Here is a 21,485-nt window from a genome sequence, read left to right on the forward strand (position 1 = left end):
AGGCGTTAAATGACGAGAGCCTCTTCCTCGCGCGCGAGACGCGCGACCATACTCACCGCGGCGGCCGGCCTCACGCTGGCCGTCGCTTTTGTGCCCGCTGCCGCGCACGCGACCCCGGGCAACCCGGCGGCCGACGGTCCGTCGCCCACACCGTCCGCCACGCCGTCCATTCCCTCGCAGCAGACGCTGGTGCGCCGCGATGCCCGGCTCGCGAAGGCCGAACAGCGCCCCGGCGTACGGGCGTTGCGCAGGCAGCTCGGCGCTCAGGGCGTACTCGAACTGGACCCGGCCACCGGTACGGCGCGGCAGGTGGCCAAGCTCGACGGGTATCTGACGCCCCGCAGCGACAGCGGCAAGGGACGCCCGGAGGACATCGTCCGGCAGTATCTGCGGGACCATCCCGATGTCTTCGGGCTCTCCGCCGGGCAGGTCCGTGATCTGACCCTGCGGAAGCAGTACACCGACGTCGCCGGGACCCGTCATCTGTCGTTCGTCCAGTCGGTCGACGGCGTGCCGGTGTTCGGCGACGGCGTCAAGGCGAACGTCTCCCGCGACGGGCGGCTGATCAGCGTGCTCGGCTCTCCGGTGCCGAAGTTGCCGGATCAGCTGGCTCCCGGTCGTGTCACCTTGACTCAGGCCAAGCACACCGCCGTTCGCGACATCGCCGGTGCCAGGGCCGGGGCCGACGGCCTCGGCAAGGCGGACACCGCCAAGCAGGTCGTCTACACGGCGCCGGGAGGCACCGCCCGGCGCGCGTGGCAGACGGTCACCGTGCCGGACGGCCACGGCATGTGGCTGCACGTCGTCGACGCGGCGACCGGTCGGGTTCTGTACCGGCAGAACCTCTCCGACGACCTGTCGGCGGCGACCGGGGCGGCGCCTTCCTCCGGTCAACCCCTGTCCTCCTCCGCGGCCACGCCCCTGCGCACCGGCAAGGTCCTCGTCTGGGACCGGTACTCCGGCGCCCCCAAGGGCGGCGAGCAGCACACCCGCCACCTCACCGCGCACGGCTGGCTGCCCGTCGGCGCCAAGACCCTCGACGGCCGTATCGCGCACGTCTTCAGCGATGTCGACGACAACAACAAGGTGGACGCGGGCGAGGAGATCACCCCGGCGGCCGACGGGACGTTCTCCTTCCCGTTCAAGCCCGTCACCGGTCCCGGCTGCGACGTCCCGCTGCCCTGCTCCTGGGACCAGAAGACGCCGTACTCCTGGAAGACCAACCGCGAGCAGAACGCCGCGCAGGTCTACTACTACCTCGGCACCTACCACGACCACCTGGAGGCCGGCCCGATCGGCTTCACCCGGGCCGCGGGCAACTTCGACGGCCGGGACGGCGACGCCGTGGACGCGCAGACCGACGACGGCGCCGCCGTCGACCACGGGCTGCCCGACGAGAACCACCTGAACAACGCCAACATGGGGACGCCGCCGGACGGGCAGGCGCCCACGATGCAGATGTACCTGACCGGGTCCGGGCCCGGCTACACGGTGCTGCAGGGCAACTGGGGCGACGACGCCGCCACCGTCTACCACGAGTACACGCACGGTCTGTCCAACCGGCTCGTCGTCGACGCGGCGGGGGTCTCGGCCCTCACCGGCCAGCAGGGCGGCGCGATGGGCGAGGCGTGGAGCGACTGGTACGCGCTCGACTTCCTCAACACCGAGGGGCTGCTGAAGGACGACCGGCACGTCGACGGTGAGGTGGCCCTCGACCCGCCGCACTGGACCGACGAACTGCCCTCCCGCTCCCAGCCGTTGGACTGCCCGGTCGGCTCCACCTCCGCCAGGTGCCCCGGCACGGCGGCCGCGGGCAAGGGCGGGTACACCTACGGCGACTACGGGAAGATCTCGCGCCGCGGCCCCGAGGTGCACGCCGACGGCGAGATCTGGAGCGAGACGCTCTGGGACCTGCGCAACCGGCTCGGCAGCAGGCTCACCGAGTCGCTGCTGACCCGCGCGATGGAGCTGTCGCCCGCGAACCCCACCTTCCTCGACCAGCGCAACGCCATCCTGCAGGCCGACACCGTGGTCAACCGCGGCCGGGCCCACGACCGCATCTGGAAGGTGTTCGCGCACCGCGGCATGGGCTACTTCGCCGCCGCGCTGAGCGCCGACGACACCAAGCCCGACGAGGACTTCTCGCTGCCGCCCGGCCCGCACACCCCGGTGAGCACCCTCACCGGCAAGGTCGCCGACGACGCGTCCGGCGCCCCCGTCGGCGGGGTCGCCGTCAGCATCAGCGGCCATGCCTCCGGGTTCCCCGGCGCCGACTTCTCCGCCGTGACCAGGGCGGACGGCACGTACACGATCCACAACGTCCCCAAGGGCACGTACCGGAAGGTGTACGCGAGCGGCAGCGGCTACGAGCCGCAGATCCGCACGGTCTCCGTCGGCTCCCGGAGCGGCGCCGACTGGTCGCTGCGCCGCGACTGGGCCGCCGCTTCCGGCGGCGCCACGGTCACGGAGTTCACCGGGCCCGACAACACCGACTTCGGCTGCGGACCGAACGGCCTGATCGACATGTCGGGCACCGTCTGGGGCTCGGACGCCAAGGACGGCAGCAACGGCACCGGGGTGGACCCGGTGCACAACACGGTCAAGCTGCCCTCGGCCGTCGACGTCACCGAACTGCGCATCGACCCGGCGTCGGGCTGCGGGGACGACAAGACGGCGTCCCTCGGCGACTACCGGGTCGAGACCTCGACGGACGGCACCACCTGGGTCACCGCCGCCGAGGGCCACTTCAAGCCCGCCGACACCGGCCGGGAGAACGCCGTGCCCCTCAAGGCCGGCACCGGGCAGAACATCCGCTACGTCCGTCTGACCATGCTCGGCAACCAGGCCGCCGACAACGGCGCCAAGTGCGCCACGGACCCGAGCCCCTCGGGCTGCAGCTACATGGACGTGACGGAGCTCCTGGTCCACGGCTCCGCCCACCGGAGCTGACCGGACCGGCACACACCCGAGGGCGGCATACCGGCGACGGGACGCCGCCCTCGGGCGTTTCCGCCACGTGCCAGGTGCCGCCCAGCTGCGGTGCCGCCTCCAGGAGGGTCACGTCGTCGAACCCGTGCCGCAGGAGTTCGGCGGCAACGGCGATCCCGCCGAAGCCCGCGCCCACGACCACGACCCTCGGTGCGGGGCCCGGGGCAGGACCGTGTGCAGGATCGTTTTCTTGACGATCTCCTGACGCGTGCGGGCGCATCCGGCCAACTCCGTCCGGTGTCTACTTCCTTGTCTCAATCCTTACGGGGAATCCTTTCGAGGAATGGAGTGCGATGGAAGGCACTGTGGTCGCGGTCGTGCTGGTGGCCCTGGCCGCCCTGCTCGTGCTGCGCAGCGGTATGCGGGTGGTCAACCAGGTCGAGCGCGGGGTCGTGTTCCGGATGGGCAAGGCGCTGCCGTCGTACCGGCAGCCGGGCGTGACGTTCCTGATTCCGTTCGTCGACCGGATGCGGAAGGTGAACACGCAGGTGGTCACCATGCCGGTGCCGACCCAGGAGGGCATCACCAAGGACAACGTCTCGGTGAAGGTCGACGCGGTCGTCTACTTCCGGGTGACCGATCCGCTGCGGGCCGCCATCGAGGTCCAGGACTACCACTTCGCCGTCGGCCAGGTCGCCCAGTCGTCGCTGCGCTCCATCATCGGCAAGAGCGACCTCGACGACCTGCTGTCGGACCGTGAGCGGCTGCACGAGGGGCTCGCCCTGATGATCGACAGCCCGGCCGCCGGCTGGGGCGTCCACATCGACCGTGTGGAGATCAAGGACGTACAACTGCCGGAGTCGCTGAAGCGGTCCATGTCCCGGCAGGCCGAGGCGGAGCGTGAGCGGCGCGCCCGGGTCATCACCGCGGACGGCGAGTTCCAGGCCGCCCAGCAGCTCGCCAACGCCTCCCGCATCATGTCGGACACCCCCGAGGCGATGCAGCTACGGCTCCTCCAGACGGTCGTGGAGGTCGCGGCCGAGAAGAACTCGACGCTGGTGATGCCGTTCCCGGTGGAGCTGCTGCGGTACTTCGACAAGGCGGCGCAGCACTTCGGCCAGGGGGCACCGGCTCCTACGACGGCAGCGGCTCCGGCTCCGGTGCCCGACCCCCGGACCGCGGCCGTCGAGCAGCAGTAGCCAGCGCCAGCGTCACGGCGGTCGACGCGGCCGCCATGACCGTCATCGCCGCGGCGGGCGAGGTGAGTTGGGCCATCGAGCCCGCCACGACGGCGCCCACGCCCTGCATCGTGAGCATCCCGGCGGAGTGCAGCCCGAGGGCGTGGCCCGCGAGTTCGTCGGGGGTGAGGGACATCAGGCGTTCCTGCAGCACCAGGCTCGCCGCGAACCCGACGGAGGCCGCGGCCGACGCGACGGCTGCCGGCACCGCTCCCGGCCGCAGGAAGAAGAACAGATACGGCGCCGCCAGCAGCAGCCGCAGCGGGATGTCCAGACGGGAGCGCAGGTCCGGCGGCACCAGACGGCCCACGGTCAGATCACCGGCGAACATGCCGACCGCCCCGCACGCGAACAGCGCACCGGCGTGCCGCGGGTCGTAGGAGACGAACAGAGAATCGCAGCCGACCACGAGTCCGTTGGGCACCCACAGGCCCAGATAGGTCAGCCGGCGGGGACGCGAGGACCACAGCAGGGCGTTGGTGCGCCAGGTCGCCGACGCTGACGGGCGGCCCGAGGAGCGTGGCGGCCGGGCGGTCAGGCCGAGGCGGGTGACGAGGGCGGAGACGCCGTGGAGCCCGGCCGCAAGCAGCAGACAGGTGCGCGGGGACAGGACGGCCAGCAGGACGCCGCCGGTCGCGAAGCCACTGATCTGGATGAGCCCCCAGAGCATGTTGAACACCGAACGCCCCAGTACATAGCCGTCCTTGGGGAGGATCTCGTTCAGCAGGCCGCCGCTCACCCCGCCGCCCAGCGAGGCGATCAGCCCCTGAAGGAACACGAGGCCGAGGACCGCCCCGACCGGTAGTCCGGGCAGCGCCATCAGCGCCGTACCGGCCGCGAAGGCGAGCCCCATCCCGGAGAGCGTCGAGCGAGGGGGCAGCCGGTCGGAGCCCGAGAGCAGGAAGGTCGCTCCCAGCACCTGCGCGAGCTGCGGACCGAACATGCTCAGCGCCGACAGCAGCGGCGAGTCGGTGGCCCGGTAGACCAGCGTGGCGAGCGCGAGTCCGCTGATCGTCTGGGCCGCGCCGCGGGCGGCGAAGGAGAGGAGGAACGGGGTGTACTCCGGGGTACGGAAGAGCTGTCGGTAGCTGCGCATGCACGGAGTCTCGGAGCAGCCGGGACAGTGTGGTTATCGTTTCGCGCGTCGGCGAAACTCCGGGGGTGCTCATGGGTTGGTGGCAGCTCGACGCCGACACCCTCGCCCGCAGCCGCTTCGTGCTCTGCCCGTTCGCCGAGACCTTCTCCTCGCTGACGCTGCTGCACGCCGGCACCGGCGCCCACCCGGGCGAGGAGGCCTGGCTCCGCGCCCATCTGCCCGGCTACCGGGCGTTCCTCGCGGCCGACCCGGTCACCGCGCAGCTCGTGCGCGCCGGGCTAGGCAGGTCCTGGATCGCCGACTTCCTCGCGCCCCTCCCGCGCGACGGGGAGCCCCTGGAGGAGACGCTGGCCAAGATCCGGGCGACCGACCCCGCCGAGGCCCGCGCCAACCTCCGCGTCTCCCTGCGCGGCCCGCTCCCCGCCGCTCTGGAACGGGACGACCTGCCCGAGCGGGCGGCCACACTTCTCGCCCACGTCTGGTCCGAGACCGTACGGCCTTACTGGGACCGCCGTCGCCGCGTCCTGGAGGCGGACGTGGCAGCCAGGACCGCGCAGGTGAGCCGGCACGGCTGGGCGGCCGTACTGGACTCCCTGAAGCCGGGGCAGACCCGCTGGCTCGGCGACAACCGCCTCCAGGTGAACGGACACGAGCTCCCGCCCCGCGACATCTCCGGCGCCGAACTCGTCCTGGTGCCGGTCACGCCCGGGCACGGCTGGGTGTACTGGGAGATCCCGAAGCGGTACGCCATCGTCTACGGCTGCACGGGCGCCCTCGCCGACCCCGGCGCCCGGAACGTGCCCGCGAGCCTCGGCGCGCTGCTCGGTCCCGCGCGGGCCGGAGTCCTCGTACTCCTCGCCTCCCCCATGAGCACGAGCCAGCTCGTCGCCGTGACCGGGCAGACCCTCGGCTCGGTCGGCCGGCATCTGAAGGTGCTGCTGGACGCGGGACTGGTGGAACGGCGACGCGCGGGCCGCTCGGTCCTCTACTCCCGCACACCGGCCGGGAACGTCTTACTGGAGGCCCGGAACCGGTCCGACACGTACCGGAGCTAGCATCCGCTTATGACGACTACAGAGAACAACGGCATCTCCCCCCTCGACGTCGAGATCGGTGCGCTGCAGGGCGGCTCCGCGGACCTGCCCCAGTACGCCGGCCAGGCCGTGCTGGTGGTGAACGTGGCCTCCAAGTGCGGGCTGACCCCGCAGTACACCGGGCTCGAGCGCCTTCACGAGCGCTACGCCGAGCAGGGCTTCACCGTCCTCGGCGTGCCCTGCAACCAGTTCCTCGGGCAGGAGCCGGGCAGCGCCGAGGAGATCGCCGAGTTCTGCTCGGCGACGTACGGCGTGACCTTCCCGCTGACCGAGAAGGTCGAGGTGAACGGCGAGAACCGGCACCCCCTCTACGACCGTCTGACCGGCTTCGCCGATGCCGAGGGCCACAGCGGCGACATCCGCTGGAACTTCGAGAAGTTCCTGATCGGCCGGGACGGCAAGGTCGTCGCCCGCTTCTCCCCGCAGACCGAGCCGGAGGCGGCGGAGCTCGTGGCGGCGGTGGAGAGCGCCCTCGCATAGTCGGGCGTTGACCTTGCCCCTGGGACAAGGGCGAGCATCCTCCGTCACCGGGCGGAAAGGACCCGTCCGGTGACGGAGGATGCTCGCGTGGACGACGAACTGCTCACCATCGGCGCGTTCGCCGCGCGGGCGCGGCTCTCGGCGAAGGCCCTGCGGCTCTACGACCGCCTCGGCCTGCTCGCACCGGCACACGTCGACGAGGCCAGCGGCTCCCGCTACTACCGCGCCGACCAGGTGGAACGCGCCCGGCTGGTCGCGCTGCTACGGCAGCTCGACATGCCGCTCGCCCGGATCGCCGAGGTGGTCGAGGCCGACGGACCCAAGGCGGCCGGGCTGCTCGGCACGTACTGGACGGACGTCGAGACGCGTCTCGCCGGGCAGCGGACGCTCGCCGAGTACCTCCGTGGACGACTGTCGGGGAGGAGCTCCGAGATGTACGGGAAGTTCGTGGTCGAGACGGTGGACGTGCCGGCGCAGACGGTGATCACCGAGACCCGGCACACACTGGCGGACGAGCTGCCGGCCTGGATCGGCGCGTCCCTTGGGCGCCTGGAGGCGGCGGCCGAGGAGTGCGGGGGTGTGACGGCGGCGCCGTACGTCGTCTACCACGCCGAGGTGTCCATGGAGAGCGACGGCCCGGCTCAGGCCTGCGTGCCGGTCGCCGACGAGGCGGCGGCGCGGAAGTGGGCGGAGGCGAAGGGGCGCGCCTGGGAGACAAAGGTCCGGGTGGAACCGGCCCAGCGCCTCGCATACACCCGGATCACCAAGGCCCAGGTGGCCCATCCGCAGATCCTGGCGGCGTTCGAGGCGGTGGAGGAGTGGATGGCCCGCGAGGGCCTGGAGATGGCAGGCCCCTGCCGCGAGATCTACTTCGCGGACTGGGATGCGGCGGGGCCGGAGGACGCGGTGTGCGACGTGGCATTTCCCGTGCGGTGAGCAGTCCCGGCCCGTCCGGCGTGTGAGGACGGGGCCCCTCAAGGGCGGAAGCGGGCGGTCTGGGGGCGGCAGCCCCCGGCTACGCCCGCCTCACCCACCGGTCACTTCAACTCGTCCGGGCACGGAGTACCACGGGGCAACTGATACGGCGCCCCCAGCCGATACGTCCCCGCCTTCGGCGCCAACAGCAACGTCCACTTGTCCCCCTTGTCGTCCTCCGTCGTCTGCATCAGACATCCGTTGACGTTGGAGTACGACTTGGGCGTGCCGTCCGCGCGGTGCTTGGAGGCGTACGTCTCCTGCGGGGGCTTGACGCCCTTGCCCTTGGTGTCGACCAGGCCGAGCCACGGGGAGTAGGGGACGCGGATCAGGACGCGGCCGGGCTTCTTGACCTCGATGGTCAGCTCGCCCTGGGCCGCGCGGTCGACGGTGGCGGGCGGGTCGGCGAGCGGGGTGGGGTCGGTGACGCGGAACAGCTGCCAGTTGGCGTCGCCCCAGATCTGCTTCAGATACGGCATGCCCCGCTGCACGAGCTCCCGCTCGCGTTCCCCGCCGTCGCCGTCCGGTTCGCCCTTCGGCAGCACGACGAAGTGGACGGCCCAGCGCTGCAGCCATTCGTGGTAGTTCGCCGAGTTGAGGGTGTCGTCGTAGAAGAGGGGGTTGCGCTCCATGTCGGCCTGGCGGTTCCAGCCGCGGGCCAGGTTGACGTACGGGGCGAGGGCTGAGGCCTCGCGGTGGGAGCGGGCCGGGACGACCTCGACGCGGCCCTTCTCGGCGCCGACGCCCTGGAGCTCGTTGACCAGGGGGGCGAGTTCGCGCGCCCAGGACGCTGCGGGCGAGGTGTGGATGATGTCGTCCACCGACTTGAAGCCGATCCAGACGACGAAGCCGACGAACGCGAGCACGGTGGCGTACCACTTGCGCGAGCGCGGGACCGTGAAGGGGAGCGCCGCGACCAGCGTCACGCCGCCGAACAGCATGGCCAGCCGGGTGATGTTGGAGCCGATCTGCGAGCTGACCACCCAGACCGCGACGACCGAGAGGCCGTACACCGCGGAGGTCAGGCGGACCGTCGTCCACTCCTTCGGGACGAGCACGAAGGCGAGGACCGCGCACAGGAACGGCAGGACCACCGACCAGATCGTCATCGGCTGGGTGCCGGAGAAGGGGAACAGCCAGGCCGACACGGCCACCACCGCGGCCGGGGTGAGTCCGAGGGCCCAGGCGCCGGGACGGCGTTTCTGCAGGAACAGTGCGACGGCGACCAGCCCGACGAACAGGCCCGCGACCGGTGACGACATCGTCGCCAGCGCGGCCAGCGGGGCCGTGCACAGGGCCTTCGCCCACCGTTTGTAGCGCCACTTGTACGGCCAGCAGAAGACGGTGGCGACCGCGCCCAGCGCGAACATCGTGCCCAGGCCGAAGGTCACCCGGCCCGAGACCGCGTTGCACAGGAACGCGAAGAGTCCCGCCAGCGACGCCCACAGCGGGTTCTTCACACTCCGGCTGCGGATGAGGATCATCGTCAGCAGACCGGCCGAGACCGTCCCGGCGATCATCATCGTCGTACGGACGCCGAGCACCGACATCAGATACGGCGAGACCACGCTGTACGACACCGGGTGCATACCGCCGTACCAGGCGAGGTTGTACGCCGAGTCCGGGTGCCGGCCGACGAACTCGGCCCATGCGTCCTGCGCCGCCAGATCGCCGCCACTGTTCGCGAAGGTGAAGAACCAGACGATGTGGAGTACGCCGGCCAGGGCGGTGAGGGAGAGCACCGGGTGGCGCAGCATCCGCTCACGCAGGGCGAGGAAGGCGGCCTGCGCGCGTGATGTCCCGTCGCTGTTCGCCCGCTCGCTCGGCTGCGCGCGGTAGGTGTCAGTTCCGTGCATGCCGCGCATGTCCTCCGTGCGCGGTGCGGGCACGCGTATTCGCGGGCCGTTTCCCGGGCCCGGATCGGCGTCGTCGGCGCGTGTCGGCTCCGCAGTGGCCACCTGAAGGCACTCCCCGTGGTGTCCCGTCTTCTGTTCTGGGACGCGTCCCGTTGTCCGCTGGTTCGCGGCGGCGTCCCCGGGGATTTCCCGGTCGCGTCCCGTGAGCGGCGGCCTGCCCCGTTTCGTGACGCTAGCACGCACCCCGCCGGAGGGCTCCCTGGTGGGCCCGCCGACGGGGTGCGAGGGCATCCGCGGCCGCTGTCAGCCGAGGCGCTTGAGCTTCGCCGTGAAGCCGGGTTCGGTGAGGTCCTTCTGCAGCTCGACCGGGACCTTGACCGCGCCGCTCGTGCCGTCGCCCACGGTGAGCGTGCCCACCTTGGTGCCGGCCTTCGCGGTGTGCGGGAGGACGTAGGAGTCGAAGGACAGCTTCACCTTCAGGCCCGCCCAGCCGACGGCGGCGACGTCCTTGGTGAGCACGATCGGGGTGTGCCCGCCGAGCTGGTCGTCCACGTACCCGACGACATCGCCCTTCTTCAGTATCTTCGTCGAGGTCAGCGCATCCCGGGCAGCGAGCATCGCCGTCTTGCTGGCGTGGACGACGGTGTCGATGATCGGCGCCGTCTGCTGGTCGAGGATCGCGCCGACCACGGTGACCGTCTCGCCGCCGACATCCTTGGTGGCGGCGAAGAGGAGATTGCCGCCGGCCTTGGTGGTCGTGCCCGTCTTGATGCCGATGGCGCCGTTGTAGGGGACCAGATCGTTGTAGTTCTTCCACTTGTGGCCGGACGGGTCGGTCCAGTAGGGCAGCTTCGTGATGTCCATCAGGGCCGGGATCTTCACCAGCTCGTTTCCGAGCTTCACCTGGTCCTCGGCGGTGGAGACGGTGGACTCCTTGAGACCGGAGGCGTCGGTGTAGGTCGTGTTCTTCATGCCGAGTTCCTTGGCGGTGTCGTTCATCTTCTTGATGAACGCCGCCTCGGAGCCCATGTCCCAACGGGCCAGCAGACGGGCGATGTTGTTGGCCGACGGGATCATGATGGCCGACAGCGCCTGCTTCTCGGTGAGGACGTCGCCCTTCTTGACGGTGTTGAGGGTGGACTCGTGCTGCTTGTCGTAGCCGCCCTCCTTCTCCGCCAGCGCGTCGACCGTGATCTTCTTGCCCTCCTCGCCCTGCTTGAGCGGATGGTCCTTGAGGACGATGTACGCGGTCATGGCCTTGGCGACGGAGCCGATGGCGACGGGCGTCTGCTTGCCGAAGCTCCCCATCGTGCCGATGCCGTTGACGTCCATCCAGCCCTGGCCCTCGTTCGGCCAGGGGAGGCCGGCCTTGGTGCCGCCGAAGGTGTACGAGTCGTCGGCGGTGAGCGCGAGGGTGGGGGTGGGCAGGGGGCGTACGGCCTGCACGATCGCAAAGATGATCACGAGGAGCAGGACCAGGGGGGTCCAGATCTTGACTCTGCGGATGATCGTGCGGACCGGGGTCTGCGGCGGTGGCGGGGTGTTGGTCAGCTCGGCCAGCAGGTCCAGCGGCGGCTTCGGAGGCAGCGGCTGCTGGGCGGTGCGCTCCGGGCCGACCTGGGGGACGGGCGCGGTCGCGTCCGCGGGCCTGCGGGGCGTGCGGGGTTCGTCCAGGGGCTTGAGCGCTACGAACTTGCTGGTGCGCTCGGCTTCGGACGGCTCCGGGGTCTTGGCGCCGCCCAGTTTGAGCATGGTGGTGGGCTGGTCGACCTGGGGCTTGGGGCGCTTGAAGATGGCGGTCGGCTGGTCGACGGGCTTGTCCTCGACCTCGGCTTCACCTTCGGTGCCCCCACCCGCACCACCCGTACCACTTTCGTCGTCGGATGCGGATGGCCCCTTCGGAGCATCCTCGCCATCGGCGGCTGCGGGTTCGCGGGCGGCAACGGCATCACCACCGGCATCGACCGCCCCGCCCGTCTCGGCTGCACCACCCGTCTCAGCTTCGCCGCCGGTCTCGGCTTCGCCGCGCGCCTCGGATGCGTCGCCCGTAGTGCCTTCGCCCCGCGTCTCGGACGCAACGCCCGTCTCGGACCCGTCGCCCGCTTCAGACGCGCCGCCGGTCTCGGAGCCGCCGTCGGCTTCGGACGCGCCACCGGTCTCGGGCTCGCCCCGCCTCTCGGACGCAACGCCTGTCTTGGACCCGTTACCAGCGCCGGAGTCGTCGCCGGTTTCGGGATCGTCGCCCGTTCCAGCGGCGACGCCCGTTTCGGGACGGGCGTCCGCGGCGGAGTCGGTGTCCGCCTCGGGCTCGGGCTCGGCGTCCTCCGGTCCCTCTTCCGCCGCGTCGGCGTCGGCAGCAGCCTCGTCCTGGGCGTCGCCGACGGCGTCGGGGCCCGTCTCCGTCTCTGCGGCACCGTCCTCGTCGGCCTCAGCGGCGCTCTCTGCGTTCTCGGGCTCCCCGGAGTCCCCGGAGTCCCCGGAGTCCCCGGAGCGGACCCACGCCGCCACAGCGGCCCGGAGCCGGGCGTCACCGCCCGCGTCGCCCTCGGTCGCAGCGGCGCCGTCGGCCGTGACCGCGCCGTCAACCGAGTCTTCACCCTCAGACACAGAGTCGTCACCGACAGTCGCCGCGTCCTCGACCTCGGCGCCCTTCGCCTCCGCAGCCCCAGGCTCCTCGGCCACGGGCTCCCCGGTCGGAGGCACGGTCTGCTCGGCCTCAGGCTTCTCAGCCTCAGGCCCCTCGGATTCGGCCTCCTCGACCGCCGTCTTCAGATCCCGTACCGAGAACACCCGCGTCGCCGTGTCCACGCCGCCGCGCGCCTCGGACGTGTCGGCGGGGTCGGGCTCCCGGGACACCGGGAGACGGGGATCGCGGGCGGGCTCGGGAACCGGGCCCGTGTTCCCCGACGTCGGTTCTGCCGACGACTCGCGCTGCTTCGACCTGTCGGGGGACTCGCCCGCCACCGATGCCTCCTCCATGCCGCACGCGCTCCGTGCGACCTACCGAACCGTGAACCGCCGCCCGAAACACCGCTCAAACGCGCTGTCCGAACCATGTACCAGTGTCCTGTGTGCGGGCTTAACCCCTGCGGTAGACGAGAACGACATACCTACTGGTTCCCTCACAAACAGGTCACGCACCCTCGACAGACCAATGTGAGAGGGGTCACCCTGTCTTTCATCCACGCGGGGAGGCATGGATGGGCAGGAGCCGCAGAACACTTCCGGAGGAGCTTCTGCTGCTGGCGTTGGACCCGGCCACGGGTACCACTGCACAGCCGCAGTCGCTCGACCTCGGTCTGGCCGGAGCACAGCTAGTGGAGCTGGCGCTGGCCGGACGGATAGCCCCAGACGGGGATCGTATCGCCGTGGTAGCCCCACGGCCGACTGGAGATCCAACATTGGACTGTGCGTTGGAGCTGCTGCGCAGGCGTGGCGCTCCGGTACGTGCAGTGAACTGGATTGGCGGGCCCCGACTGGGACTTCGCCAGACCTATCTCTCGCATCTGGAGCGGTGCGGCATGGTGCATGCCGTGGCGGGCCAGATGTGCGGAGTGCTGCCGACGACTCGCTACCAGGCGACGGACACCGAGATCAGCAGGGAGATCCGGTCCCGGCTGGACTCCGCGATCCGCACCGGCGTACCGCCGGACCCGCGGACCGCCGCACTCGCCGCACTGGCACACGCGGTCGGCCTCGGCAAGCACCTGTATCCGGGGAACGAGGGGCGGTCCTCTCGGTCCCGGTTGCGGGATCTGATCAGGCACGACCCCATGGGCGGTCTCGTCGCGCACGCCGTGATGGACGTCCAGAACGGCGTGGGCGCACAACCACGCCGCAACCCGGCCCCGGCCGGCCGCCAGGCCGCCGCCGGACCGGTCAGGTCCGCACCGGAACCCGCTCGTGGCGTTCCGATGCAGCCGCGCCGCGGTTCCATGGCGCGCGTCGTGGCCCACTGAGCCGCAGTCCCACGACGAGCCGCACGAACCGCAGCACCGCAGCACCACGCACCGCCGAGCGCCGCACCGAGCCTGCAGAGGCAGTCCCCGAGACCCGGTACGGGAGCCGCTGGTCCGCGCGGGGCGGCGGAGCCGTACGCCATCCGTCCATACGGGTGCCGTAACGGTTCCGCTGCCCCGCGCGGCCGTTTTTCCATGAACTCATGAACTGTCGTGCGTGCAGCGCATATACGCCGTTTCCCAGCGGTACCAAGTCCCTTGGTGGCAGTCTGCTCAACAGCAGATACGCAAAGTGGCAAAGTACAGCTAGTGCAGGCACGCAGCCGGAGGTGCACGTCTCGTGGCGTCCAATGTCAATCCCACCGTCAGGCGACGCCGGCTGGGCCAGGAGCTGCGCCGGCTCCGCGAGCTCAAGGGCATGACGGCCGAAGAGGTGGCCGAACGGCTGCTGGTGTCGCAGTCGAAGATCAGCCGCCTGGAGAACGGCCGGCGCAGCATCAGCCAGCGCGACGTCCGCGACCTGTGCGGGGTGTACGAGGTGGAGGACCACCGGATCGTCGACTCGCTGATGCAGATGGCCAAGGACAGCCGCCAGCAAGGGTGGTGGCACTCCTTCGGCGACATTCCGTACAGCGTCTACATCGGGCTGGAGACGGATGCGGCGAGCCTGCGGGTGTACGACCCCCAGGTCGTCCCGGGGCTGCTGCAGACCCGGCAGTACGCGGAGGCGCTGATCGCGGGGGCGCTGCCGGAGACGGCCGCCACCGACGTCGAGAAGCGCGTACAGGTGCGCCTGCGTCGGCAGGAACGAATCACCGCCCCGGACAGCCCGCTCCGGCTGTGGACGGTGATGGACGAGGCGGCCCTGAGGCGCGTGGTGGGCAATCGTTCTCTCATGCGCGACCAGCTGGAGTACCTCGTCGAGCAGTCCCAACTGCCGCACGTCACCGTGCAGGTGATCCCCTTCGACATGGGAGCCCACCCGGGACTCAACGGCCAGTACGCGATCCTCGAGTTCCCCGACGCGGCGGACTCCAGCGTCGTCTACATCGAGGGCGTCACCAGCGACCTGTACCTGGAGAAGGCCAACGACGTGCAGAAATACAGCGTGATGTACGAGCACCTGCGCGCCCAGGCCCTGAATCCGGACCAGTCACGGCAGTTCATCGCGGACATCGCGAAGGAGTACGCGCGCTGAAGCGCCGTAAGGTACACCGTCCCCAGGGCGGACTGGAAGACCCATCTGGAATATGCCACTCGGTCGAGTGAATGGTCACTTCGTACGTCGAGGTTGGCGAGTAGCGTCGATCACGCCACCACACACCAAGGGTTGGCGCAAACCGCGCTCTGGGTTCGGAGTCGGATCCGTCGTGCGGTGACAGCAACTCAACAACTGGCATTCCGGAGCAAAAATGGCAATTCGTCAGGGCGTCACGGACACGTGGACCAAGTCCTCGTACTCCACGGGCAACGGCGCGTGCGTCGAGATCAAGTCCCCGGTCCGCGCGGCCATGGCCGTCCGGGACTCCAAGGTCCCCGAGGGTCCGGTACTGGCCTTCCCGGCAGACGCGTGGAACACCTTCGTCGGCTCGATCAAGGCGTAGGGGTGAGGATCTGCTGATCCTCGACCGCGTTCGCGTTCCACAATTTCACAAGCAGCACTTGAAGAGCCCTCTCGTCCAGCTCGCCGTCCTTGCCGAGGGGGCTCGGCTGCGCCCGCCAGCCGAGTCGGCCCACGTGCCTACCTGAGCCTGTCCACGTACTTGTCCGTGCCCGGCACCGTCGGGACGAACGGCGCCACCAGCTCCACCCTGCCCAGACCCGCCTCCCGCACCGGCGCCTCCAGGTCCGCGAAGTACGCCTCCCAGCAGTCCCGGGGATCCGCCTCCAGGAACCACAGCAGGGTCAGCCTGGTATCCACGCCCTCGACCTGCTTGACGTACGTCATGCGGTCGCCGGGCAGCGGCGTCGGACGGAAGACGGTCACCATCGCGGCCGGTGAGCCCGCCACCCGCTTGGGCAGGTGGCGGGAGCGCAGCCACTCCAGCAACTCGGCCCGCTGCTCCGCCGATTCGGCGTCGACGACCTCGACGACGAGGCCCGCGTACGGGTGGTCGAGGGCGTGGAAGTCGCGGGGCCCGGCGGCCCCGTCCCGGTAGACCGTCACCTCGTGGTCCTGGAACGCCGTGAAGACGTGCGTACGGTCCTGGTAGACCCGGGCGTCCCGGTTGAGGCGCTTGTTGATCGCGACGGTCCACCGCATGTGGTCGTCGTAGCGGCCGTCCGTGATCCAGTACGTGGAGATGTAGCAGCCGGCGGTGACCGGCTGGGCGATCGCCGACTTCTCCGGGTAGCGCAGAAGTTGGAGGTCGCGGGTCGCCACCCAGCGGCGCCCGGCGTACATCCAGGGCATGGCCATCGCGCCGGCGTAGTAGTGGTCGTCCTCGTACCAGCGGTTGTACGCGTACTCGTGGCCGGGGTGCGGCTCGACCAGGGTGATCAGCGCATGGCCGGGGCGGACTCCGTACGGTCCCACGGCGGCCAGTTCGGCGTACACATCGCTACGGGTTTCCTCACTCATGCCGCTCCCCTTCCGTCCTCCGCCGGTCGCCCATACTCTGACGCCCCGTCAGGTAATCCGCCATACCCGGGAGGCTCCGATGTCACTGCTCACGGGCAAGACCGTCGTCGTGTCGGGGGTCGGCGCCGGGCTCGGTCATCAGGTCGCGGCGGCGGTCGTGCGCGACGGCGGCAGTGCCGTGCTCGGGGCGCGCACGGAGGCCAACCTCGCCAAGAGCGCCGCGGAGATCGATCCGGACGGGACGCACACGGCGTACCGGGCCACCGACATCAGGGACGAGGGGCAGTGCGAGGCGCTGGCGGCGCTCGCGCGGGAGCGGTTCGGGCGGATCGACGCGGTCGTCCATGTGGCCGCGATGGACGGCTACTTCGGCGGACTGGCGGATGCGGACTTCGTGAGCTGGCAGCAGGTGATCGACGTGAACCTGCTCGGCTCACTGCGGATGACGCGGGCGTGCCTGCCGGCGCTGAAGGCATGCGGGGGCTCGGTGGTGTTCATCGGGACGCAGTCGGCGGTGGCGGCCCCCACCCAGGTGAAGCAGGCGGCGTACGCGGCCTCGAAGGGGGCGCTGACGAGCGCGATGTACTCCCTGGCCCGGGAGCTGGGACCGCATCGTATACGTGTCAACACGGTGCTGCCGGGCTGGATGTGGGGGCCGCCGGTGCAGGCGTACGTCCAGTTCACGTCACAGACGGAGGGGGTGCCCGAGGCCGACGTACTGGAGCGGCTGACCGGCCGGATGGCGCTGCCGGAGCTGGCGACGGACGGGGATGTGGCGGACGCGGCGGTGTTCCTGGCCTCGGACCGGGCGCGGGCCATCACGGGGCAGTCGCTGCTGGTCAACGCGGGGGAGCTGATGCGCTGACCCCGGGCAGGGCGGGTTCACGAGTCGGTTCATGTCTATGAACACAGGTCAACACAACGAACATTTTTGCCTTCCTTTGACCTGACGCTTGCTTGTCGTGCCCATGTGGGCGCGCCCAGGATGAGCGGGCCGTTCACAAGGCGGACCCTGCGGAGGGGACACATGAACAGTCTCGACTGGGCCGTGCTCATGGGCTACTTCGGTGTGATGGTGGCGATCGGCGTCTGGTCGCACAAGCGCGTGGACGACGTCAGCGACTTCTTCACGGCCGGCGGGAAGATGCCGTGGTGGCTGTCCGGCATCTCGCACCACATGTCGGGCTACAGCGCGGTGATGTTCACGGGCTACGCGGGCATCGCCTACACCTACGGCGTGACCTCCTTCGTCACCTGGTCCTTCCCGATCGCACTGGGCATCGCCATCGGCTCGAAACTGTTCGCGCCGCGCATCAACCGGCTGCGCTCCAGGCTCCATGTGGCCTCCCCGCTGGAGTACCTGAAGAACCGTTACGACCTGAAGACCCAGCAGGCACTGGCCTGGTCGGGCATGCTGCTGAAGATCGTGGACGTGGGCGCCAAGTGGGCGGCGATCGCGACGCTGCTGTCCGTCTTCACCGGCATCACCCTCAACCAGGGCATCCTCATCACCGGCGCGATCACCGCCGTCTACTGCACCATCGGCGGTCTGTGGGCGGACGCGCTGACCGAACTCGGCCAGTTCGTCATCCAGTTGCTCGCGGGCGTCTCGATGTTCGTCGCCGTCGTACTGAAACTGAACGACAAGGGCATCGGCTTCTTCGGCGCCTGGGACGAGCCGGCGCTGCACGGCCACGGAAAGCCGCTGGTGGGCCCCTACGGCACGGTGTTCCTGCTGGCCTTCCTCTTCATCAAGCTCTTCGAGTACAACGGCGGCATGCTCAACCAGGCCCAGCGCTACATGGCGACGGGCAGCGCCCGCGAGGCCGAGCGCTCGGCGCGGCTGTCGGCGGCGCTGTGGCTGGTCTGGCCGGTCGTGCTCTTCTTCCCCATGTGGATGTCGCCGCTGCTGGTCCACGCCCAGAAACCGGACGGCTCCGACTCCTACGGCCTGATGACCGAACAGCTGCTGCCCCACGGCCTGTTGGGCCTGGTCATCGTCGGCTTCTTCTCACACACCATGGCCATGTGCTCGTCCGACGCCAACGCGATCGCCGCCGTCTTCACCCGGGACGCGGCGCCGGTGCTGTCCCGGCGGGCCCGGGAGTGGGGACAGCGCTCCGGGCTGATCGCGGCGCGGGTGACCACGGTGGTCTTCCTCGCCCTGTCGATGGCGGTCGCGACCCAGGTCAACTCCCCCGCCTTCAAGGACATCATCACGGTGGTCATCAAGTGGGTCGCCGGTCTGATGGGCCCGATCGCCATCCCGATGATGCTGGGCCTGCTGCGGCCGTTCCGCCGCTCCGGCCCCACGGCGGCCCTGACCAGCTGGTCCATGGGCCTGCTCGCCTTCTGGCTGGTCAACTACCCCATCAACTGGAACGTGCACGGCGGCGTCCCGCTCCAGTACCAGGTCTCGATCCCGCTGGCGGTCTCCCTGCTCCTCTACGTCCTCATCGGCTACCTCAAGCCCGAGGACACCCCGGAGCGCCTCGCCGTCATCGAACGCATCAACACGGACGACGACGGTGCGGCCGCGGCGGCGATCCCCGTTCCGGCGGGTCCTGCGGAGGACGCCGTGGGGACCGCGGCGAAGGACTAGCGCCGACGGTCGCCGTGGTGACGGGGTTGCAGCCGGGGGGCTGCAACCCCGTTGCCCGTCATGAGGCCTAGGCCCTCGGATAGCGGGCGAGCCACCCCGGGGAAGACCCTGCCGGGCCGTGCAGTGCGGGCCCCTGGGTCATCTCCATGGCGAAGTCGTCGGCCAGTTCCAGAAGCGTCGGGCGGCCTTCCAGTTCGGCCAGCCAGGCCGGGGGGAGGGCCGTCTCGCCGTGCAGGGCGCCGAGGAGGCCGCCGGTGAGGGCGGCCGTCGCACCCGAGGGGCCGTCCTGGTTCACGGCGAGGCAGAGCCCGTGCCGGAAGTCCTCCCCCACCAGCGCGCAGTACACGGCGGCGGCCAGCACGCCCTCCGCAGCCCCGTCCCCCGCCAGTTCCTCGACCCGCACGGGCGTGGGCATCCCCTGCCGTACGGCGCCCAGCGCGTGCTGCAGCGCGTCCGACACCGGCTGATGCCCCGGCCGCGCGGCGAGCAGCGCGAGCGCCCGCTGTACGGCGCCGTCGAGGGTCTCGCCGCGGGCCAGACCGTGCACGATCACGGCGTACGCGCCCGCCGACAGATAGGCCACCGGATGCCCGTGGGTCTGCGTCGCACACTCCACCGCCAGCTGGACCACCAGCTGCGGCTCCCAGCCGACCAGCAGCCCGAAGGGCGCGGAGCGCGCGGTCGCCTCGGGCCCGATCTCACCGGGGCTCTTGGGCGCGTCCAGGGTCCCCATGTGCTCGTCCCCGAACCCGAGCAGCAGCGAACGCGCCGGGTCCCGCCGGGCGTACAGCCACTCCTCCCGCGCCAGCCACCCGTCTTCCTTACGACGCTCGTCGGGCCCCCAGTCGCGCTGGGTGGCCGCCCAGCGCAGATACGCCCGGTGCAGATCGGTCGGCGGATGCCAGGCACCGGTGTCACGGCGCACCTGCGCCCGTATCAGCCCGTCGACGGTGAACAGGGTCAGCTGCGTGATGTGGGTGACGGCACCGCGTCGGCCGTACGCAAAGGCGAAGTCCGCAAGGCCCTCGGCCCCGTACGCCTCCCGGATCCCGTCGAGATCCAGCCCGTCGACCGGCGCCCCCAGCGCATCCCCCACGGCGGCCCCGAGCAGCGTCCCCCGCACCCGGCTCCGGAAATCCTGCTGCTCGACACGGCCCCATATGGCCCCGGCTGGCGCATTCACCAAGACCTCCCCGATGGCTCCGCCCGACGCATGACAGTTCAGCACTGTAATCGAACGGGAACGGTCGGTTCAGAGGGCGGAGTGGTATGCGGGATATGACAGGGCTGGTCGCGAGTGGTCAGTTATCACCCGTACCAGGTGACATTGCAGACGTATACACAGTCGTGGCGTGGTACGGCCAGGAAGCTGATGAATCCGCGCCCTTCCCGGCCAGGGCCTCCGTCGGCGGTCGCCCCGGGCTTCGGTCACTTCGATGCGGAGGGTGGCTCAATTGATCTCGAACTCGCCGCCCCGTGAGGGAAGATGGCCGTCATGGCATCGACACCCCCACGCAGCGTACTCCACCTCACCGCCACCCTTCTCACCGCGAGTGTCGCCCTCTACATCGCCCTCGTGGCCTTCGGCAACATCACCGACTTCGGCACCAATCAGGCGTTCGTGCAGCATGTACTGGCCATGGACACGACGTTCAAGGACGACGACCTGATGTGGAGAGCCATCACCAGCAAGGGACTTCAGAACACGGCGTACGTCGCGATCATCATCTGGGAGACCCTTGCCGCCCTCGTCCTCATATACGGCACCTGGCTCTGGGCCCGGCGCGACTACGCCCGCGCGCGCAGCATCTCCACGTACGGCCTGCTGATGCTCCTGCTCCTCTTCGGCGCCGGGTTCATCGCGATCGGCGGCGAGTGGTTCTCCATGTGGCAGTCGAAGACCTGGAACGGACTGGAGGCAGCAACCCGCGTGATCGTGTTCACCGGGTTCGTCCTGGTCGTCAACCACCTGCCGTTCCGGGAGTCGGAAAGCGCCGCCTGACCGTCGCATCCCCCTGCGGCCCGGCCGGACTGCTCGGCCGGGCCGTCGTGTGACGACCCTCCCTAGCCGACGACCACGACCTTCGTACCGGTCGACCCGAACGTCCACAGCGCAGCCCCGTCGGCCACCCGCATGCGGATGCCGCCCGTCTGCACACCCGAGGCCGGCGGCGGTGAAGCCCCGTCCACGGCGTTGGAGAAGGCGACATTGACGCCGGATTTGACCGAGAAGTACACGATGTGTTCGATCTTCACACCGTCGGAGCCGGTGATGGCGCCCCGGGTGCGGGCGCCGACCGTGTAGGTGCCCGGGGCCGGGCTCACCGTCCCCGGCCACACCGCGAACGTACGGCGGGCCGCATTGCTCGCGTCGACCAGCCACACCGTCTTCTTCCCGAGGGAGTAGACGACGCGCCGCCCGGTCCCGGAGCCGGTCGGCACCGCGGCCGGTGCTGCGGACTTCGTGGGCGTGGGATGCGCGCCCACCGACGCCGACGTGCTCGGCCGGGCGGCGACCGCGTGGGGCTTCAGCCCCTTGTCGGCCTGTACGGCCAGGACGACGACAGCGGCGATCGCTCCCACCGTCAGACCGGTCACCCAGACCTTCGGGGCTGGCACGGCACGCATCTCCTCAGCTCCACATCCCCATGTCCTCGTGGAACAGGGGTCGGATCA

Annotated in this window: 18 protein-coding genes and 1 pseudogene; 11 read left to right on the top strand and 8 right to left on the bottom strand. The window is 70.3% G+C overall.

Annotated elements, in window-relative coordinates:
• Window positions 1-9 precede the first annotated feature (9 nt).
• Window positions 10-2,949 carry a M36 family metallopeptidase gene (locus AB0N07_RS14030; protein WP_365834588.1) on the top strand — a complete coding sequence of 980 codons (2,940 nt, stop codon included), beginning with the start codon at window positions 10-12 and terminating at the stop codon, window positions 2,947-2,949.
• 64 nt (window positions 2,950-3,013) lie between these two features.
• Here AB0N07_RS14030 and AB0N07_RS14035 read toward each other — a convergent pair.
• Window positions 3,014-3,208, bottom strand: a pseudogene (locus tag AB0N07_RS14035) (FAD-dependent oxidoreductase); the annotation flags it as partial.
• Window positions 3,209-3,281: 73 nt separating this feature from the next.
• On the opposite strand from AB0N07_RS14035, the gene AB0N07_RS14040 reads away from it, so the two are divergent.
• Window positions 3,282-4,127, top strand: a complete 846-nt coding sequence (locus AB0N07_RS14040) for a slipin family protein (protein ID WP_365834590.1) — start codon at window positions 3,282-3,284, stop codon at window positions 4,125-4,127.
• Here AB0N07_RS14040 and AB0N07_RS14045 read toward each other — a convergent pair.
• Window positions 4,063-5,262, bottom strand: coding sequence for an MFS transporter (locus AB0N07_RS14045; protein WP_365834592.1), 1,200 nt, complete (start codon window positions 5,260-5,262; stop codon window positions 4,063-4,065). The two genes, AB0N07_RS14040 and AB0N07_RS14045, sit on opposite strands and share 65 nt — an antisense overlap.
• 71 nt (window positions 5,263-5,333) lie before the next feature.
• Here AB0N07_RS14045 and AB0N07_RS14050 point away from each other — a divergent pair, with 71 nt between their 5' ends.
• The 3 genes from AB0N07_RS14050 to AB0N07_RS14060 all read left to right on the top strand — a co-directional run bounded on the left by AB0N07_RS14050 (window position 5,334) and on the right by AB0N07_RS14060 (window position 7,772).
• Window positions 5,334-6,317 (top strand): winged helix-turn-helix domain-containing protein, encoded by a 984-nt coding sequence (locus AB0N07_RS14050; RefSeq protein ID WP_365834645.1) that lies wholly within the window; start codon window positions 5,334-5,336, stop codon window positions 6,315-6,317.
• A gap of 9 nt (window positions 6,318-6,326) precedes the next feature.
• Window positions 6,327-6,836, top strand: coding sequence for a glutathione peroxidase (locus AB0N07_RS14055; RefSeq protein WP_365834594.1), 510 nt, complete (start codon window positions 6,327-6,329; stop codon window positions 6,834-6,836).
• A gap of 69 nt (window positions 6,837-6,905) precedes the next feature.
• A complete protein-coding gene (locus AB0N07_RS14060; protein ID WP_365834596.1) occupies window positions 6,906-7,772 on the top strand; it encodes a MerR family transcriptional regulator in 867 nt (288 codons plus the stop codon).
• A 101-nt stretch (window positions 7,773-7,873) separates the two neighbouring features.
• Here the strand turns inward: AB0N07_RS14060 and AB0N07_RS14065 are convergent, their stop codons facing one another.
• Together AB0N07_RS14065 and AB0N07_RS14070 are read right to left on the bottom strand one after the other, a co-directional pair.
• The gene (locus AB0N07_RS14065) at window positions 7,874-9,769 is read right to left on the bottom strand and encodes an MFS transporter (RefSeq protein WP_365834598.1); all 1,896 of its coding nucleotides are present in this window, start codon (window positions 9,767-9,769) and stop codon (window positions 7,874-7,876) included.
• Between the two features lie 201 nt (window positions 9,770-9,970).
• The gene (locus AB0N07_RS14070) at window positions 9,971-12,646 is read right to left on the bottom strand and encodes a D-alanyl-D-alanine carboxypeptidase (RefSeq protein ID WP_365834600.1); all 2,676 of its coding nucleotides are present in this window, start codon (window positions 12,644-12,646) and stop codon (window positions 9,971-9,973) included.
• 221 nt (window positions 12,647-12,867) lie between these two features.
• On the opposite strand from AB0N07_RS14070, the gene AB0N07_RS14075 reads away from it, so the two are divergent.
• The 3 genes from AB0N07_RS14075 to AB0N07_RS14085 all read left to right on the top strand — a co-directional run bounded on the left by AB0N07_RS14075 (window position 12,868) and on the right by AB0N07_RS14085 (window position 15,230).
• Window positions 12,868-13,626, top strand: a complete 759-nt coding sequence (locus AB0N07_RS14075) for a GPP34 family phosphoprotein (protein WP_115907564.1) — start codon at window positions 12,868-12,870, stop codon at window positions 13,624-13,626.
• Between the two features lie 340 nt (window positions 13,627-13,966).
• Window positions 13,967-14,824: a helix-turn-helix transcriptional regulator gene (locus tag AB0N07_RS14080; RefSeq protein ID WP_365834602.1), complete on the top strand. Its 858-nt coding sequence runs from the start codon at window positions 13,967-13,969 to the stop codon at window positions 14,822-14,824.
• Between the two features lie 214 nt (window positions 14,825-15,038).
• The gene (locus AB0N07_RS14085) at window positions 15,039-15,230 is read left to right on the top strand and encodes a DUF397 domain-containing protein (protein WP_365834603.1); all 192 of its coding nucleotides are present in this window, start codon (window positions 15,039-15,041) and stop codon (window positions 15,228-15,230) included.
• On the opposite strand, the gene AB0N07_RS14090 is transcribed toward AB0N07_RS14085, so the two are convergent.
• Window positions 15,220-15,363, bottom strand: coding sequence for a hypothetical protein (locus AB0N07_RS14090; protein WP_365834605.1), 144 nt, complete (start codon window positions 15,361-15,363; stop codon window positions 15,220-15,222). The two genes, AB0N07_RS14085 and AB0N07_RS14090, sit on opposite strands and share 11 nt — an antisense overlap.
• A 4-nt stretch (window positions 15,364-15,367) precedes the next feature.
• Window positions 15,368-16,207 (bottom strand): hypothetical protein, encoded by an 840-nt coding sequence (locus AB0N07_RS14095; protein WP_365834607.1) that lies wholly within the window; start codon window positions 16,205-16,207, stop codon window positions 15,368-15,370.
• Window positions 16,208-16,286: 79 nt separating this feature from the next.
• Between AB0N07_RS14095 and AB0N07_RS14100 the strand changes: the two genes are divergently transcribed.
• Window positions 16,287-17,072: an SDR family oxidoreductase gene (locus tag AB0N07_RS14100; protein WP_365834609.1), complete on the top strand. Its 786-nt coding sequence runs from the start codon at window positions 16,287-16,289 to the stop codon at window positions 17,070-17,072.
• Window positions 17,073-17,234: 162 nt separating this feature from the next.
• A complete protein-coding gene (locus AB0N07_RS14105; protein WP_365834611.1) occupies window positions 17,235-18,809 on the top strand; it encodes a sodium:solute symporter family protein in 1,575 nt (524 codons plus the stop codon).
• Window positions 18,810-18,876: 67 nt separating this feature from the next.
• Here the strand turns inward: AB0N07_RS14105 and AB0N07_RS14110 are convergent, their stop codons facing one another.
• A complete protein-coding gene (locus tag AB0N07_RS14110; protein ID WP_365834613.1) occupies window positions 18,877-19,992 on the bottom strand; it encodes an ADP-ribosylglycohydrolase family protein in 1,116 nt (371 codons plus the stop codon).
• Between the two features lie 312 nt (window positions 19,993-20,304).
• On the opposite strand from AB0N07_RS14110, the gene AB0N07_RS14115 reads away from it, so the two are divergent.
• On the top strand, window positions 20,305-20,811 hold the full coding sequence (locus AB0N07_RS14115; RefSeq protein WP_365834615.1) for a DUF2165 domain-containing protein: 507 nt from the start codon (window positions 20,305-20,307) through the stop codon (window positions 20,809-20,811).
• 62 nt (window positions 20,812-20,873) lie between these two features.
• On the opposite strand, the gene AB0N07_RS14120 is transcribed toward AB0N07_RS14115, so the two are convergent.
• Window positions 20,874-21,437, bottom strand: coding sequence for a hypothetical protein (locus AB0N07_RS14120; RefSeq protein WP_365834617.1), 564 nt, complete (start codon window positions 21,435-21,437; stop codon window positions 20,874-20,876).
• Window positions 21,438-21,485 lie beyond the last annotated feature (48 nt).

The sequence above is a fragment of the Streptomyces sp. NPDC051172 genome (assembly GCF_040682555.1).
Classification (GTDB): Bacteria; Actinomycetota; Actinomycetes; order Streptomycetales; family Streptomycetaceae; genus Streptomyces.

Bases quoted from the DNA above. Each gene is read 5' to 3' on its own strand.
- AB0N07_RS14085 (WP_365834603.1), top strand. From the start codon at position 15,039: ATGGCAATTCGTCAGGGCGTCACGGACACGTGGACCAAGTCCTCGTAC.
- AB0N07_RS14055 (WP_365834594.1), top strand. From the start codon at position 6,327: ATGACGACTACAGAGAACAACGGCATCTCCCCCCTCGACGTCGAGATC.
- AB0N07_RS14040 (WP_365834590.1), top strand. From the start codon at position 3,282: ATGGAAGGCACTGTGGTCGCGGTCGTGCTGGTGGCCCTGGCCGCCCTG.
- AB0N07_RS14075 (WP_115907564.1), top strand. From the start codon at position 12,868: ATGGGCAGGAGCCGCAGAACACTTCCGGAGGAGCTTCTGCTGCTGGCG.
- AB0N07_RS14105 (WP_365834611.1), top strand. From the start codon at position 17,235: ATGAACAGTCTCGACTGGGCCGTGCTCATGGGCTACTTCGGTGTGATG.
- AB0N07_RS14030 (WP_365834588.1), top strand. From the start codon at position 10: ATGACGAGAGCCTCTTCCTCGCGCGCGAGACGCGCGACCATACTCACC.
- AB0N07_RS14070 (WP_365834600.1), bottom strand. From the start codon at position 12,646: ATGGAGGAGGCATCGGTGGCGGGCGAGTCCCCCGACAGGTCGAAGCAG.
- AB0N07_RS14115 (WP_365834615.1), top strand. From the start codon at position 20,305: ATGGCATCGACACCCCCACGCAGCGTACTCCACCTCACCGCCACCCTT.
- AB0N07_RS14045 (WP_365834592.1), bottom strand. From the start codon at position 5,262: ATGCGCAGCTACCGACAGCTCTTCCGTACCCCGGAGTACACCCCGTTC.
- AB0N07_RS14120 (WP_365834617.1), bottom strand. From the start codon at position 21,437: ATGCGTGCCGTGCCAGCCCCGAAGGTCTGGGTGACCGGTCTGACGGTG.
- AB0N07_RS14095 (WP_365834607.1), bottom strand. From the start codon at position 16,207: ATGAGTGAGGAAACCCGTAGCGATGTGTACGCCGAACTGGCCGCCGTG.
- AB0N07_RS14050 (WP_365834645.1), top strand. From the start codon at position 5,334: ATGGGTTGGTGGCAGCTCGACGCCGACACCCTCGCCCGCAGCCGCTTC.
- AB0N07_RS14100 (WP_365834609.1), top strand. From the start codon at position 16,287: ATGTCACTGCTCACGGGCAAGACCGTCGTCGTGTCGGGGGTCGGCGCC.